Genomic DNA, 14,280 nt, shown 5'->3' with positions numbered 1-14,280 from the left:
CGGAGATAGCGCATTCCCCTTCATGTATTCATACTGAAACGGCTCATTAATGGCCGATTGCTTTCGTGCGAAGATACAAATTCGTTCGGGTTCGGCGCATTCCCCCGCACGTCTCTCCATCACAGGTCATGAGGTTCCCCATGTCCCCCTCGGCCACTGCTCCGGTCGATGCCAAACCGCCGCACCCGAATTCCCCGCACGGGGGCCTCGACAAGTACTTCAAGATCACGGAGCGGGGCTCGACCCTGGCCAGGGAAGTCCGCGGCGGCTTCGCCACCTTCTTCGCGATGGCGTACATCATCGTCCTGAACCCGATCATCCTGGGCAGCGCGAAGGACATGTACGGGCACCAGCTCGACAACGGCCAGCTGGTGACCGCCACCGCCCTGGTCGCCGCCTTCACCACGCTGCTCATGGGCGTCATCGGCAACGTCCCGATCGCGCTCGCCGCCGGCCTCGGCGTGAACACCGTGGTCGCCCTCCAGCTCGCGCCCCGCATGTCGTGGCCCGACGCCATGGGCATGGTCGTCCTCGCGGGCTTCGTCGTGATGCTGCTCGTGGCGACCGGACTGCGGGAGCGGGTGATGAGCGCCGTGCCGCTGGGTCTGCGCAAGGGCATCGCGATCGGCATCGGCCTCTTCATCATGCTGATCGGCCTCGTTGACTCCGGCTTCGTCTCGCGCATGCCGGACGCCGCACAGACCACGGTCCCGCTGCAGCTCGGCGGCGACGGGCACCTCAACGGCTGGCCCGTGCTCGTCTTCGTGCTCGGCGCGGTGCTCACGCTCTGCCTGCTCGTGCGCAAGGTGCCGGGCGCGATCCTCATCAGCATCGTCGTCATGACGATCGTCGCGATGGTCATCAACGCGGTCGCGACCGTGCCCTCCTGGGGCCTGACGACGCCCGAGTGGCCCGGCAACCCCGTCGCGACCCCGGACTTCGGCCTCGTCGGTCAGGTCAGCCTGTTCGGCGGCTTCGAGAAGGTCGGGCTGCTCACCGGCATCCTCTTCGTCTTCACCGTGCTCCTGTCCTGCTTCTTCGACGCCATGGGCACGATCATGGGCGTCGGCGACGAGGCCAAGCTGACCGACGCCAAGGGCAACATGCCGGGCATGAACAAGGTCCTGTTCGTCGACGGCATCGCGGTCGCCGCGGGCGGCGCCTCGTCCTCGTCCGCCACCACCTGCTTCGTGGAGTCCACGGCGGGCGTCGGCGAAGGCGCCCGTACGGGCTTCGCCAACATCGTCACCGGCGGTCTCTTCGCCGTGGCGCTGTTCCTCACGCCCATCGCGACGATGGTCCCGTCCCAGGCGGCCACGCCCGCGCTGCTCGCGGTCGGCTTCCTGATCCTGTCCGGCTCGATCGGCCAGATCGACTGGACGGACTTCACCATCGCCATTCCGGCGTTCCTGACGATGATGATGATGCCGTTCACGTACTCGATCACGAACGGCATCGGCATCGGCTTCATCAGCTTCACCGCGCTGAGGCTGGCCTCGGGCCGCGCCCGCGAGGTGCCGGTCGCCATGTACATCGTGTCGGCCGTCTTCGCCTTCTACTACCTGATGCCGGCGCTGGGCCTCACGTAGGCGGCGGTCCGGGGGTGTCAGTACACACGGGGCGGCCGTCAGGCCGCCCCGTAGAACTTTTCCGTCTCTTCGACGGCCGAGCGGAAACGCTCGTCGAAGTCACCGCGAATGAGCGTCCCGACCACGTAGTCCTGGACGCTCATTCCCCTTTTCGCGGCGTGCTGCTTGAGCCGGTCGAGCAGCTCACCGTCTATTCGCAGGCTGAGCACTGTCGATCCCATGCGTGACAGGGTCCATGCCGCCCGGCGGCCCTTGTCCTGCTTTCCGAAGTCACCTCACTCATATGGGTGACGAAAGGGTTCTGTGACGTGTGACGCGGGAACCCGGGTGGTCCTTAGCTAGAGTAATGAGTTATTCTAACGAACATGCCGGACCTCTCCCATGGTGACGACGCCGCCGCCGTGAACTCCCTGCGCTCCGCCGTGATGCGCCTGTCCCGTCGACTCAAGCACCAGCGGGTCGACGAGTCGCTGAGCCCCACCGAGATGTCGGTGCTCGGCACCCTCGCCCGCTGCGGCCACGCCACCCCCGGTGAGCTGGCCCGCAAGGAACACGTGCAGCCGCCGTCGATGACCCGCATCGTCGCGCTGCTCGAAGCCAAGGGTCTCGTCCGGCTCGAACCGCATCCCGAGGACCGCCGCCAGAAGGTGGTGACCCAGACGGAGACGGCCGAGGCCATGCTCGAGGAGAGCCGCCGCAAGCGGAACGCCTGGCTGGCCGGCCTGGCCGAGCACCTCGACGAGGACGAGTGGGAGCGACTGCGCGCCGCCGCGCCCGTCCTGGAGAAGCTCGCACATCTGTAGACAGCTGTAGAAAGCGCGCGCGGTGGGACCCCGCCCGCCGCGTGTCCGTACGACGCCAAGGAGGCGAACCCACTTTGAGTACGGGATCCGGAGCAGACTCCGCCCCCGCACCAACCACCCTCGACAAAGCCCCCGCCAAGTCGTCGATGTTCAGCTCGCTGAAGATCCGCAACTACCGGCTCTTCGCCTCCGGCGCCGTTGTCTCCAACACCGGCACGTGGATGGCGCGCATCACCCAGGACTGGCTGGTCCTGAGCCTCACGGGCTCCTCGGCCGCGGTCGGCATCACCACCGCGATGCAGTTCCTGCCGATGCTTCTGTTCGGTCTGTACGGCGGCGTCATCGCCGACCGCTTCGCCAAGCGGAAGCTGCTCTTCTGCACCCAGGGCGCGATGAGCATCAGCGGCCTGTTCCTGGCGGCGCTCACCCTGAGCGGCAACGTCCAGGTCTGGCACGTCTACCTCGCGGCGTTCTTCACGGGTCTCGTCACGGTCGTCGACAACCCGACCCGGCAGTCGTTCGTGTCCGAGATGGTCGGCCCCGACCAGGTGCGCAACGCGGTCAGCCTGAACTCCGCCAACTTCCAGTCCGCACGCCTCATCGGCCCCGCCGTGGCCAGTGGCCTCACCGCCGCCGTCGGACCCGGCTGGGCGTTCCTCGCCAACGGCCTGTCCTTCCTCGCGCCGCTCACCGGCCTGATGCTGATGCGCACCCGCGAGCTGCACCCCACACCGCGCAAGCCGCGCGGCAAGGGACAGCTGAGGGAAGGCCTGAACTACGTCTCCAAGCACCCCGAACTGATCTGGCCGATCGTCCTCGTCGGCTTCATCGGCACCTTCGGGTTCAACTTCCCGATCTGGCTGAGCGCCTTCGCGGACGACATCTTCCACGGCGGCGTGGGGATGTACGGGCTCTTCAACACCCTGATGGCCATCGGCTCCCTCGCGGGCGCTCTGCTCGCCGCCCGGCGCGGGACCTCACGCCTGCGGCTGCTCGCAGGGGCGGCGATCGCCTTCGGCGTGCTGCAGATCGTGGCGGCCTTCGCGCCTGACCTCTGGATGTTCGTCGCGCTGATCGTGCCGATCGGCATCCTCGGTCTGACGGTGAACGTCACCGCCAACTCCTCGGTCCAGATGGCCACCGACCCCGAGATGCGGGGCCGGGTGATGTCCCTCTTCATGATGGTCTTCACCGGCGGTACGCCGCTGGGCGGCCCCCTCTTCGGCTGGCTCGCCGACGCGTACGGAGTGCGCGTCAGCATGGCCGTGGGCGGCCTCATCTGCGCCGTGGCCGCGGTCGGCGTCGGCCTGATGCTGGCCCGCGCCGCGAACCTGCGGCTCAAGGTGGATCTGCGGCGCGGGCGGCAGCACGTGCAGTTCGTGCCGCGCGAACAGCTGGCAACGGCGGCGTAGGCCGCTTCCCGTCCGGCTACGACACCCGCCGGGCCAGGATCTGGCCCGGCCAGGTGCCGTCCTGCTCGACGAAGGTCTCGGTCCGTGTGAAGCCGTTGCGCTCGTAGAACGCCACGAGCTTGCCGTCGCCGCCCGCGTAGCAGTCGACCCGGAGCAGGGAGACCCCCTGCTTCCGGGTCTCCTCGGCCGCATGCGCCAGGAGGGCGGCGCCCGCGCCCGTGCCGTGCCGGGAGGCCAGCAGGTGGATGTAGCGCTCCGGCTCGTCCACCGGCGGGATGTACGACCCCGGCCCGTCGGTCAGCGTGACCGTGCCGACCGGCTGCCCGCCGATCTCCGCGATCCAGGCGGAGCCGGTGGTCAGATACTTCTCCACCAGGGCGATGGTCTTGGGGTTCGTCGACCAGGGTTGGTCGCCCCACTGTCCGGTACGGCCCTGCGACACGAGCCAGGCGACGGCTTCGTCGAAGAGGGCGAGAACGGTGGGGATGTCGTCGGGGCCGGTGGGGCGGATGGTTATGTGGCTGTGGCTGTCCATGCGGTCATCTTTTCCCCAGGCCGCTGGATTTCAGCCCGTCCGGCGTTTGAGGACGAACTCGGCGAAGCCGGTGATTGCGGCACGCAAGGCCCCCGCGCCGGAGCGGCCCGCGGCGGAGCCGCAAATGTCACAGCCGGGAAGGGGCGGGGTTGGGGAAAGACCCCGCCGGAGGCGAAACTCACCCCATGAGACTCTTCGCGGCACTCCTGCCGCCTCCCGCGGCGGCAGACGAACTGGCCCACGCAGTGGAGAAGTTGAAGACGCTGCCGGGCGCCGAAGACCTCCGCTGGACGCGCCGCGAGAGCTGGCACTTCACGCTCGCCTTCATGGCGGAAGTACCCGACGAGGCGGTCCCGGAGCTCTCCACCCGCCTGGAGCGAGCCGCGCACCGCACACCCCCCTTCCCCCTCGCCCTCCACGCCGGAGGCCACTTCGGCGACCGAGCCCTGTGGGCAGGGGCCCGCGGCGACGTGGAAGCCCTGCGCCTCCTCGCCCGAAGGGCGGACGCCGCAGCCCGCAAGTCCGGCATCCCCATGGAGGAGCACCGCCACTACCGCCCCCACCTGACCCTGGCCCGCGGCCACGGAGAGCCGTCCCTGCGCGCGTACGCCGACGCCCTCGCGGACTTCGACGGTACGGAGTGGACCGTGGCCGAGCTGACCCTCGTACGGAGCAATCTGCCCGTGAGCGGGGTGCCGGGGGAGCGGCCCCGTTATGAGGTGGTCGGTCGATGGCCACTGGGCGGAGCCGGTTAACCTCGACTACGTGGACCCGAAAACCAGGAACCGGATCATGGCCGGTGTGCTCGTGCTGATGTTCGTCGTCGTGGCAGTGGCGGCCGCGGTCGGCCAGTGAGACGGAGGCGATGACCGCGGCCGCACACCTCAGCTGATCACCAGGCGAAGGACTCCGGCGAAGGCCCCGGCCCCGGGAAGATCTCGTCCAGGGCGTCGAGCAGCTCGTCCGAGAGTTTGAGATCGACCGCGCGCAGCGCGCTGGTGAGCTGCTCGGGCGTACGCGGCCCGACGATCGGCCCCGTGATGCCGGGCCGGGTGAGCAGCCACGCCAGTGCCACCTCGCCCGGCGCGAGGCCGTGCTTGTCGAGGAGGTCCTCGTAGGCCTGGACCCGCGCGCGCACCTCGGGCTTCGCGAGCTCCTGGGCGGCACGCCCACCCGCGCGCCGCTTGCCCTCGCCCTCCTTCTTCAGCACGCCGCCGAGCAGCCCGCTGTGCAGCGGCGACCACGGGATGACGCCGAGGCCGTAGTCCTGGGCGGCCGGGATGACCTCCATCTCGGCGCTGCGCTCGGCGAGGTTGTAGAGGCACTGCTCGCTGACGAGGCCGTAGCTGCCGCGCCGCGAGGCGATCTCGTTGGCCTGGGCGATCTTGTATCCGGGGAAGTTCGATGAACCCGCGTAGAGGATCTTGCCCTGGCCGATCAGCACGTCAATCGCCTGCCAGATCTCCTCGAAGGGAGTGCGGCGGTCGATGTGGTGGAACTGGTAGATGTCGATGTAGTCGGTCTGCAGCCGCTTGAGCGAAGCCTCCACGGAGCGGCGGATGTTGACCGCCGAGAGCAGGTCGTGGTTGGGCCACGCCGGCTTTCCGTCGAGCGCCATGTTCCCGTACATCTTGGTGGCGAGGACGGTCTTGTCGCGCCGCTCGCCGCCCTGCGTGAACCACGTGCCGAGGATCTCCTCGGTGCGGCCCTTGTTCTCGTCCCACCCGTAGACGTTGGCGGTGTCGAAGTAGTTGATGCCCGCGTCGAGCGCGGCGTCCATGATCGTGTGGCTGTCGGGCTCGTTGGTCAGTGGCCCGAAGTTCATGGTCCCGAGCGCGAGTCGACTGACCTTGAGTCCTGTGCGTCCCAGCTGCGTGTACTCCATGGTCGCCCAGTCAATGTCTTGGAGTGGGCTCCAGGCAAGAGAGTGGGGACCGGGGAGGTCAGTCGCGGGGGAAGGCGTCGGTTTTGAGGGTGAGTTCGAGGAGGGTGTTGGTGAGGTCGATGTCCTCACCAAAGCCGTACTTCGACTCGGTTGTGTACTCGCCCTCCTTGGGGTCGGTGTGGACGTAGATCCTGCCCTGGTAGGGGTCGGCAATCACATAGACAGGGACATTGGCTGCGGCGTAGGCGGCCTTCTTCGGGCCGTAGTCGTTCGTCGCCGTGCTCTTGGAGATCACTTCGGCCACAAACTCGACGTCTTCATGACGCCATTGCCCCTTGTCATTCATGACGGCGTCTTCTGACACCAGTGTCACGTCGCTGGCGAAGCCGTTCAGGTGCCCCGGGTAATCGATGCGTACGTCGGACTTCTGGCGCTCAATCGAGAAGCGGGTGCTGAGCTGGGTCAGGATGCCGAAGGTGATGGCCCAGTGGGTGTTCCGCTGCGGCGACATGAAGATGTGCCCCCCGACGATCTCGGTCTTGATTCCCTCGGGGACGGGCATCCTCTCAAGCCACTCGAACATCATGTCCAAGGTGAGCTTGGCGCCGATCTCAGCCATCTCGATCCTGTCGTCTACGACGGTCATCGTGGCGCTCCTCCCCGGCTGCCGCTCGGTCGAGTGCAGCCGCGCAGTACAACGATACGCACGGAGCCGAGGTCACGTCCGGTCACGAGCCCCCGAGCCACCCCGCCGCGTCCAGGCGGAACGCGTCCGGTGGTACGACCGTGCGCAGGTCGTCCTCCATCGCGCGCAGGCGGCGGGCGCCCAGGGCGGAGGCCCACTCCGTCCGCAGTTCGTCGAGGACCGCCGCCGACCGGCGTAGGGCGTCGGTGCCCTGCGGGGTGAGGCGGACCAGTTTGCGGCGGGCGTCGGCGGGGTCGTCGGTGCGTTCCGCGTAGCCGAGGGCGATGAGGCGGTCGATGGTCTTGCCCGCGGCCTGCTTGGAGACGCCGAGCCGGCGGCCCACCTCGCTCGCGCTCGCGCCCCGCGCGCCGATCGCCTGCATCGCGAAGCCGTGGGCCGGGCGCACGTCCGGGTGGCCCTGGCGGGCCAGCTCGGCGTGGAGCCGGTCGATCAGGGTGCGGAACCCGGCGAAGAGGAGGAGGGGCAGCTCGAAGCCGGGCCCGTCCTCCGCAGGGGCCTTGCGCTCCTCCGGGGCCTTGCGGGAATCGACAACCTGGTTTACCTTCTTATCGTCAACCACGTTGTCCATCGTAGGGGGTACTTCTTGTTCACCGAGCACACCGTGGAGAGCGCACCGGCAGCGTCCCGCGCCGCGATGGAGCGCACCGCTGCCGCCTTCGGGAAGACGCCGAGCGCGGTGGCCCTGCTCGCCGAGTCACCCGAACTGCTCAACGGATTCCTGGAGTTGAGCGCGTCCTTCGAGCGGTCGACGCTGGAGCCCGTGGCGCGGGAGGTCGTCATCATGACCGTCGCCGTACGCAACGACTGCCACATCTGCGTGACCATGCACACCGCCAAGCTGCGCAAGCTGGGCGCCGGCACGGAGCTCATCGCCGCCCTGCGGCAGGGCGAGGCGCTGAGTGACGAACGCCTTGAGGCAGTGCGGCAGTTCACGCTGGAGGTGCTCGCCACCGCGGGCGGCGTGGGGGACGAAGACCTGAAGGCGTTCCTCGCCCACGGCTACACGGAACGCAACGCCCTCGAAGTCGTGATGGGGATCGGCACGTACACGATGTCGACCCTGGCCAACCGCCTGACGCGGGCCACGTGACGCACGGCTGGGTGACGGGGCCGCAAGCAGCCGAGGGATACGGCTGCGGGCCACGTCAGTCCGCCGATCGCAGCAGGTACGCCACCGCGGCACCGACGCCGACGATCGCGCACGCGCCGACGGACGCGGACCGGCCGGTGTCCCCGAGGCCGGCCAGGACGGCGAAGCCGAAGCCGACGGCGACGCCGATGATGGTGAAGCCCGTGTAGGTCCAGACGACGCGCTGGAGCCTGCGCTCCTGGTAGTTCATGGGAGCGATCATGCCGTACCGCCGTGCGGGGCACCCCTGTTGGGGAGATGTCGCCCATGCCGCTGGGGATGTCTACAGCTACAAGGACACCCCGGTCATGTGCTCCCCCAACGGGGGCCACGCGCGGGGCAAGGGCGGCAGCGATGGGAGGGGCGGGCGCGTCGTCGCGTACGGGGCGCCGAGGCTCCACGCCTGGTGCATCGCGTCCGCGAAAGCCGCCGCCAGCTTGTGCTCGCCGCTCGCGCCCGGGTGCGTGCCGTCGTACGTGTCGGTGTCGATGTCGTACGACGGCGGGGTCGAGGCCAGGAGCAGCGGGGACGCGCCCGTGTCGAGGTCCGCCACCGCCTTGGCGAGGAGCACGTTGAAACGGGCCACCTCCGCCGCGAACGGGGCGTCCGTGCGGGCCCGGATGTTCGGTATCACGGGCAGCAGCACGAGGCGGATGTGCGGGTTCGCCGACCGGGCCTCCGCCACGAAACGGCGTACGTTCCCGGCTGTCTGGTCCGCGTTCGTGTAGAAACCCAGGTCGATCAGGCCGAGGGAGATGAGCAGGACGTCCGGGCTGTCCCGTCGCACCGCGTCGGCGATCTGCGGCGCCATGTGCAGCCAGCCCTCGCCCCAGCCCGCGAAGTGGTGGCGCGGGAAGCCGGGGTCCGCGTCGGCGTAGGCATGCGAGACCGGTTCGCCGGACGCCTTGTCGTGCAGCGCCGTGCGCGGGCCCACCACGGCGAAGGCCGTGTCACCGAGCGTGGCCCGCAGGTGCTGCCACATGCGGTGGCGCCAGGTGTGTTCCCCCGCGCTGCCGATCGTCATCGAGTCGCCGACGAACATGAACCTGAGCATCCGCTCATCATCGCGGATCAACGCCCCGGCCTGCGATGTGAGGCTGAACACCCGGCGGACGTCCGTCACTCCGCGCGGGGGTGGCAGGCTTGGCCCATGCGTTCACTGCGTTCTTCGATGGGTGCCCTGGGCGCCATGGGTGCCGTCGCCGCCGGGTCCCTGGTCCTGCTGAGTGTCTCCGGCCCCGCCGCCGCCGACGACAGCCACGACGGGTTCACCATCAAGGACCCCCGCGTCATCGAGTCCAGCGGCCTCGCCGCCTCCCGCGCCCACCCGGGCATCTACTGGACGCACAACGACCAGGACAAGAACGGCGCCCTGCTCTACGCGGTGGACGGCCGGACGGGCAGGACCGTCGCCACCATCACCCTGACCGGCGTCGGCACGCCCCGTGACGTGGAGGCCGTCTCGGTCGGCGGCGACGGCAACATCTACGTCGGTGACATCGGCGACAACCTCGGCGGCACCTGGTCCCACGTGTGGATCTACAAGCTGCCCGAGCCGAAGAAGCTGACGGACCGGACGGTGCGCGCCACCCAGTACACGGTGAAGTACGAGGACGGGGCGCGCGACGCCGAGGCGCTGATGGTGCACCCCAGGACCGGGCGGATCTACATCGCCGACAAGAAGGAGGAGGGCGGCGGCCTGTACGAGGGGCCGGAGCAGATGTCCGCCTCCGGCACCAACGTCTTCAAGCGGCTCGGCGACACCGGGCTCTGGACCACGGACGGCGCCTTCTCGCCCGACGGCAAGCAGCTCGCACTGCGGGGCTACCTCGGCGGTGTCTCGTACACCTGGAAGGGCGGGGGCGAGAAGCCCGAGCGCCAGGGGCGGTTGAGCGTGCCGTTGCAGCGGCAGGGCGAGTCCGTGACGTACACCCCCGACGGGACGACCCTCATGTACGGCACCGAAGGCGCGCAGGGCGACGTCGAGCCCGTCGAGGTGGAGGGCGCGGGCGGCGGCCACAACTCATCGTCCGGAGCAGGCAGTTCGGGCGAGGCGGGTGGCGACGGGGGCTCCGGTCTCACCGGCGACCTCAAGGTGGGCGCGCTGGCCCTCGCCGTGGTGCTCGCCGCCTTCTTCGGTCTCAAGCGGGTGTTCCGGCGCAGCTGACCGGGCGGGGGCTCAGGCCTCCCCGGCGGCGCCCGTCTCCGCGTCGCGCCGGGCCACCAGGACGTCGAGCCCGTCGAGCAGGCGCTGCAGGCCGAACTCGAAATGGTCGAACTGCGAGCCGAACGCGTCGTCGGAGAGTCCGGCGAGGTGGGGGTAGCGGCCGCTGTTCATGATGCGGCCGAGGGTCGGGGTCTGCGCCTCCCAGAACGCCGCGTCCGTCAGGCCGCTCTTCTTCACCGCCTCGACCTCGTGCACCTGCGTGCGGGCGACCCCGGTGACGTACCCCTCGATCATGACGATCACGCCGATCAGTTCGGGGTCGCTCAGGCCCATCGACTTGATGCCGGCCAGGGTCAGCTCAAGGCCGCCGACCGAGCCGGGGCCGAGCACCGGGCGTGCCTGGTTCACCTGGAGCAGCCAGGGGTGCGCGCGGTAGAGGACGAGCGTCTCGCGGGCGTACGTCTCCGCGGCCTCGCGCCAGCCGCCGCCCGGGGGCCGGGCGTCGGCGGGCGGCATGTACACCCGGTCCAGCATCAGGTCGATCAGCTCGCCCTTGCCCGGCACATAGCGGTACAGGGACATCGTGCCGGTGCCGAGCTCCGTGGACAGGCGGCGCATCGAGACCGCCGAGAGCCCCTCGGCGTCCGCGAGGCGCACCGCCTCGGTGACGATCCGCTCCAGGGTGAGGCCGGGCTTGGGGCCGCGCGTGGGCCGTTCGCCCTCGCCCCAGAGCAGCTCCAGGCTGCGGGCGATGTCGCTGCCGGTGCGCTGGGTCTCACTGCCGTTCGTGCTCGTCATGACGGTCAGCCTAATCGTCCGACCAGAAATTGGGTACGGTGTACCCGCAAAATTGAGTACGGTGTACTCTCTATTGAGTACGGCGTACCCATTTGGGGTCCCGGCGACCGGGACGTGAAGGGCTGGAGGGGCAGTGGGCGAGACGGACGAATACGCGGTGCGGGCCGATGGGCTCGACAAGCGCTACGGCGAGAAGAAGGCCCTGGACGCGTTCGACCTGCACGTGGAGCGCGGCACGGTGCACGGACTGCTCGGCCCGAACGGCGCGGGCAAGACCACCGCCGTGCGCATCCTCGCGACGCTGGTGCGGCTCGACGGCGGACGCGCCGAGGTCGCGGGCGCGGACGTGATGCGCAGGCCGGACGTCGTGCGCAGCCGCATCGGCCTCACCGGCCAGTACGCGGCGGTCGACGAGGTCCTCACCGGCCGGCAGAACCTGGAGATGTTCGGCCGCCTCTTCCACCTGGGCGGCAGGCTGGCCGCGCGGCGCGCCCAGGAACTCCTGGAGCAGTTCGACCTGGTGGACGCGGCCGGCAAGGGAGCGGGCCAGTACAGCGGCGGCATGCGGCGCAGGCTCGACCTCGCCGCGTCGATGATCCTCGCGCCCGCCGTCCTCTTCCTGGACGAGCCGACCACCGGACTCGACCCGCGTGGCCGCCTCGAAGTCTGGGACACCGTACGGAAGCTGGTCGAGGACGGCACGACCGTCCTGCTCACCACGCAGTATCTGGAGGAGGCCGACAAGCTGGCCTCCCGGATCACCGTCATCGACCAGGGCCGCGCCATCGCCGACGACACCCCGGACGGCCTGAAGAACACGGTGGGCGGCAGCTATCTGGAGGTCGTGGTGCGCGAGGCCGCCGACCTGCCGGCGGCCCTGAAGGCCGTCGCCCGGGTCGCAAAAGGCGTGCCCGAGGCCGTCGACCTGGAGCGGCGCGTCCAGGCGGCCGTGACCGACCGGGTCGGCGCCCTGACGGACGTGGCACGGACCCTCCAGGACCAGGGAGTCGCGGTCGAGGACATCGGACTGCGCAGGCCCAGCCTCGACGACGTGTTCCTGCGGCTGACCGGACACCGCACGGAGGACGAGGAAGGGGCGACCGCTCCCGCGGAAGCCGCCGCCGGAATCGACGACAAGACGGGAGTCGCGGCATGAGCACCGTACTGACGGCTGAAGGCGCGGACGCGCCACCCGTGCGAGGCCGCCTCCACTGGGCCCTGTCCGACACCTGGAACGTCACCCGCCGCTACCTCACCCAGTTCCAGCGCCAGCCCGTCAACATCGCCTGGCAGCTCGGCTTCCCGATCATTTCCGTGCTCCTGTACGGATTCGTCTTCGGCGAGGCGATGAAGGTGCCCGGCGGGGGCGACGACGGCGACTACAAGCAGTTCCTGATGCCCGGCATGTTCGTGATGACCATGGCCTTCGGCTTCATGAACACCGCGATGGCGGTGGTCACGGACTCCACCAAGGGCGTCATCGACCGCTTCCGTTCGATGCCGATGGCCCCTTCGGCGGTGGCGGCGGGGCGCGGCCTCGCCGACCTGATCGTGGCCTGCGCCGAGCTGACGATCCTCGCGCTCACCGCGCTCGCGATCGGCTGGCGGTCGAGTGCGGGGCTGCCGGAGACCCTGGCCGCCTTCGGCCTGCTGCTGTTCCTGCGGTTCAGCCTGATCTGGGTGGGCGTGTTCCTGGGCCTGGTGGTGCCGACCCCGGAGGCGGCGGGCGGGCTCTACGCGGTCGCCTTCCCGCTCACCATGATCTCCAGCGTCTTCGTCGCGCCGTCCCTGATGCCGGACTGGCTGGCGCCGATCGCGGCCTGGAACCCGGTCTCCTCCACGGGCACGGCCGCGCGCGAGCTGTTCGGCAACCCCGGGGCGGGCGGGGCGAGTTGGGTCGAGCAGAACGCGGTCCTAATGGCCGTGGTCTGGCCGATCGCGATCTCACTCCTGTTCCTGCCGCTGGCGGTACGGAAGTTCAAGCAGCTGAGCCGGTAGCCCCGTAAGGGGCGCGGGGAAACTGCGCGACCAGCCACGACGCACCCGCAGGTGTGGACTGAGCGTTGTCCACGCAGAGATGGGGGCGCTCGGCAGATGATCCTGCCGAGCGCCCCCATCCACGTAGAACTGCCGAAGCTAGAGCTTCTCGATGACGTAGTCGATGCACTTCGTCAGCGCCTCGACATCCGAAGGATCAATCGCCGGGAACATCGCCACGCGCAGCTGATTACGGCCGAGCTTGCGGTACGGCTCGGTGTCAACGACCCCGTTGGCCCGCAGAGCCTTCGCCACCGCGGCGGCGTCGATCTCGTCCGCGAAGTCGATCGTGCCGATGACCTGCGAGCGCTTGGCGGGGTCCGTGACGAACGGCGTCGCGTACTTGGACTCCTCGGCCCACCCGTACAGCGTGCGCGAGGAGGCGGCCGTGCGGCCGGTGGTGAACTCCAGGCCGCCCTGGCCGTTCATCCACTCCAGCTGCTCGGCGAGCAGGAAGAGCGTGGCGAGCGCCGGGGTGTTGTACGTCTGGTTCTTGCGGGAGTTGTCGATCGCCGTCGGGAGGCTGAAGAACTCCGGGACGTGCCGGCCGCTCGCGTGGATGCGCTCGGCACGCTCGATCGCGGCCGGCGAGAACGCGGCGATCCACAGGCCGCCGTCGGAGGCGAAGGACTTCTGCGGGGCGAAGTAGTAGACGTCCGTCTCGGCGATGTCGACCGGCAGGCCGCCCGCGCCGGAGGTCGCGTCCACCAGAACGAGGGAACCCTCGTCCGCGCCCGCCACCCGCTTGATGGGGGCGGCGACGCCGGTCGAGGTCTCGTTGTGCGTGAACGCGTACACGTCCACGCCCGCCTCGGCCTGCGGCTCCGGGTGCGTGCCCGGCTCGCTCTTGATCACGGTGGGCTCGGCGAGCCACGGGGCGAGCTTGGCGGCCTTGGCGAACTTGGACGAGAACTCGCCGAAGGCGAGGTGCTGCGACTTGTTCTCGATGAGGCCGTGCGTCGCGACGTCCCAGAAGGCGGTGGAGCCGCCGTTGCCCAGGATCACCTCGTAACCCTCGGGGAGGGAGAAGAGGTCGCGCACACCGTCGCGCACCTTGCCGACCAGGTTCTTGACCGGGGCCTGGCGGTGGGAGGTGCCGAGCAGAGAGGTACCGGTGGCGGCGAGCGCGTCCAGCGCCTCCGTGCGCACCTTGGAGGGGCCCGCGCCGAAACGTCCGTCGGCGGGCTTGATGTCAGCGGGAATCTGGATCTCAGCCACG

The 14,280-nt window shown here is 69.5% G+C and carries 17 protein-coding genes; 8 read left to right on the top strand and 9 right to left on the bottom strand.

Annotated features, from left to right (window positions below; all coding sequences use genetic code 11):
* Positions 1-140: 140 nt before the first annotated feature.
* Complete coding sequence (locus ABXJ52_RS16360; RefSeq protein ID WP_367043111.1) at positions 141-1,589, top strand: NCS2 family permease; 1,449 nt, start codon at positions 141-143, stop codon at positions 1,587-1,589.
* 38 nt (positions 1,590-1,627) lie between these two features.
* Here the strand turns inward: ABXJ52_RS16360 and ABXJ52_RS16355 are convergent, their stop codons facing one another.
* Positions 1,628-1,810 carry a ribbon-helix-helix protein, CopG family gene (locus ABXJ52_RS16355; protein WP_367043109.1) on the bottom strand — a complete coding sequence of 61 codons (183 nt, stop codon included), beginning with the start codon at positions 1,808-1,810 and terminating at the stop codon, positions 1,628-1,630.
* Between the two features lie 144 nt (positions 1,811-1,954).
* On the opposite strand from ABXJ52_RS16355, the gene ABXJ52_RS16350 reads away from it, so the two are divergent.
* Positions 1,955-2,392, top strand: coding sequence for a MarR family transcriptional regulator (locus ABXJ52_RS16350; protein ID WP_367043108.1), 438 nt, complete (start codon positions 1,955-1,957; stop codon positions 2,390-2,392).
* Positions 2,393-2,466: 74 nt separating this feature from the next.
* Positions 2,467-3,804 (top strand): MFS transporter, encoded by a 1,338-nt coding sequence (locus ABXJ52_RS16345; protein ID WP_367043106.1) that lies wholly within the window; start codon positions 2,467-2,469, stop codon positions 3,802-3,804.
* Positions 3,805-3,820: 16 nt separating this feature from the next.
* Here the strand turns inward: ABXJ52_RS16345 and ABXJ52_RS16340 are convergent, their stop codons facing one another.
* Positions 3,821-4,339: a GNAT family N-acetyltransferase gene (locus ABXJ52_RS16340; protein WP_367043104.1), complete on the bottom strand. Its 519-nt coding sequence runs from the start codon at positions 4,337-4,339 to the stop codon at positions 3,821-3,823.
* 185 nt (positions 4,340-4,524) lie between these two features.
* Between ABXJ52_RS16340 and thpR the strand changes: the two genes are divergently transcribed.
* Positions 4,525-5,094: an RNA 2',3'-cyclic phosphodiesterase gene (gene thpR, locus ABXJ52_RS16335; protein WP_367043103.1), complete on the top strand. Its 570-nt coding sequence runs from the start codon at positions 4,525-4,527 to the stop codon at positions 5,092-5,094.
* A gap of 137 nt (positions 5,095-5,231) precedes the next feature.
* On the opposite strand, the gene ABXJ52_RS16330 is transcribed toward thpR, so the two are convergent.
* The 3 genes from ABXJ52_RS16330 to ABXJ52_RS16320 all read right to left on the bottom strand — a co-directional run bounded on the left by ABXJ52_RS16330 (position 5,232) and on the right by ABXJ52_RS16320 (position 7,498).
* A complete protein-coding gene (locus ABXJ52_RS16330) occupies positions 5,232-6,224 on the bottom strand; it encodes an aldo/keto reductase (RefSeq protein ID WP_367043101.1) in 993 nt (330 codons plus the stop codon).
* A 58-nt stretch (positions 6,225-6,282) separates the two neighbouring features.
* Positions 6,283-6,870 carry a Uma2 family endonuclease gene (locus ABXJ52_RS16325; protein ID WP_367043100.1) on the bottom strand — a complete coding sequence of 196 codons (588 nt, stop codon included), beginning with the start codon at positions 6,868-6,870 and terminating at the stop codon, positions 6,283-6,285.
* An 82-nt stretch (positions 6,871-6,952) separates the two neighbouring features.
* Complete coding sequence (locus ABXJ52_RS16320) at positions 6,953-7,498, bottom strand: MarR family transcriptional regulator (RefSeq protein WP_367043099.1); 546 nt, start codon at positions 7,496-7,498, stop codon at positions 6,953-6,955.
* 15 nt (positions 7,499-7,513) lie between these two features.
* On the opposite strand from ABXJ52_RS16320, the gene ABXJ52_RS16315 reads away from it, so the two are divergent.
* Entirely contained in the window at positions 7,514-8,020 is a 507-nt protein-coding gene (locus ABXJ52_RS16315; protein WP_367043096.1) for a carboxymuconolactone decarboxylase family protein, read from the top strand.
* A 55-nt stretch (positions 8,021-8,075) separates the two neighbouring features.
* Here the strand turns inward: ABXJ52_RS16315 and ABXJ52_RS16310 are convergent, their stop codons facing one another.
* Together ABXJ52_RS16310 and ABXJ52_RS16305 are read right to left on the bottom strand one after the other, a co-directional pair.
* Complete coding sequence (locus tag ABXJ52_RS16310; RefSeq protein ID WP_367043094.1) at positions 8,076-8,270, bottom strand: hypothetical protein; 195 nt, start codon at positions 8,268-8,270, stop codon at positions 8,076-8,078.
* A 78-nt stretch (positions 8,271-8,348) separates the two neighbouring features.
* Positions 8,349-9,113, bottom strand: a complete 765-nt coding sequence (locus tag ABXJ52_RS16305; RefSeq protein WP_367043092.1) for an SGNH/GDSL hydrolase family protein — start codon at positions 9,111-9,113, stop codon at positions 8,349-8,351.
* 96 nt (positions 9,114-9,209) lie between these two features.
* Between ABXJ52_RS16305 and ABXJ52_RS16300 the strand changes: the two genes are divergently transcribed.
* Positions 9,210-10,226: a WD40 repeat domain-containing protein gene (locus ABXJ52_RS16300; protein ID WP_367043091.1), complete on the top strand. Its 1,017-nt coding sequence runs from the start codon at positions 9,210-9,212 to the stop codon at positions 10,224-10,226.
* A 12-nt stretch (positions 10,227-10,238) separates the two neighbouring features.
* Here the strand turns inward: ABXJ52_RS16300 and ABXJ52_RS16295 are convergent, their stop codons facing one another.
* Positions 10,239-11,024 carry a TetR/AcrR family transcriptional regulator gene (locus ABXJ52_RS16295; protein ID WP_367043090.1) on the bottom strand — a complete coding sequence of 262 codons (786 nt, stop codon included), beginning with the start codon at positions 11,022-11,024 and terminating at the stop codon, positions 10,239-10,241.
* A gap of 133 nt (positions 11,025-11,157) precedes the next feature.
* Here ABXJ52_RS16295 and ABXJ52_RS16290 point away from each other — a divergent pair, with 133 nt between their 5' ends.
* Complete coding sequence (locus ABXJ52_RS16290) at positions 11,158-12,180, top strand: ATP-binding cassette domain-containing protein (RefSeq protein ID WP_367043088.1); 1,023 nt, start codon at positions 11,158-11,160, stop codon at positions 12,178-12,180.
* Positions 12,177-13,022 (top strand): ABC transporter permease, encoded by an 846-nt coding sequence (locus ABXJ52_RS16285; protein ID WP_367043086.1) that lies wholly within the window; start codon positions 12,177-12,179, stop codon positions 13,020-13,022. Before ABXJ52_RS16290 ends, ABXJ52_RS16285 begins: the two co-directional genes overlap by 4 nt.
* A 138-nt stretch (positions 13,023-13,160) precedes the next feature.
* Here the strand turns inward: ABXJ52_RS16285 and serC are convergent, their stop codons facing one another.
* The gene (gene serC / locus ABXJ52_RS16280; RefSeq protein ID WP_367043084.1) at positions 13,161-14,279 is read right to left on the bottom strand and encodes a phosphoserine transaminase; all 1,119 of its coding nucleotides are present in this window, start codon (positions 14,277-14,279) and stop codon (positions 13,161-13,163) included.
* Between the last annotated feature and the right edge of the window lies 1 nt (position 14,280).

It is taken from the genome of Streptomyces sp. Je 1-332 (assembly GCF_040730185.1).
In the GTDB taxonomy this organism is placed as follows: domain Bacteria; phylum Actinomycetota; class Actinomycetes; order Streptomycetales; family Streptomycetaceae; genus Streptomyces.
The sequence above is the reverse complement of the archived record's forward strand: the minus strand, read 5'-3'. Positions and strand labels throughout refer to the sequence as shown.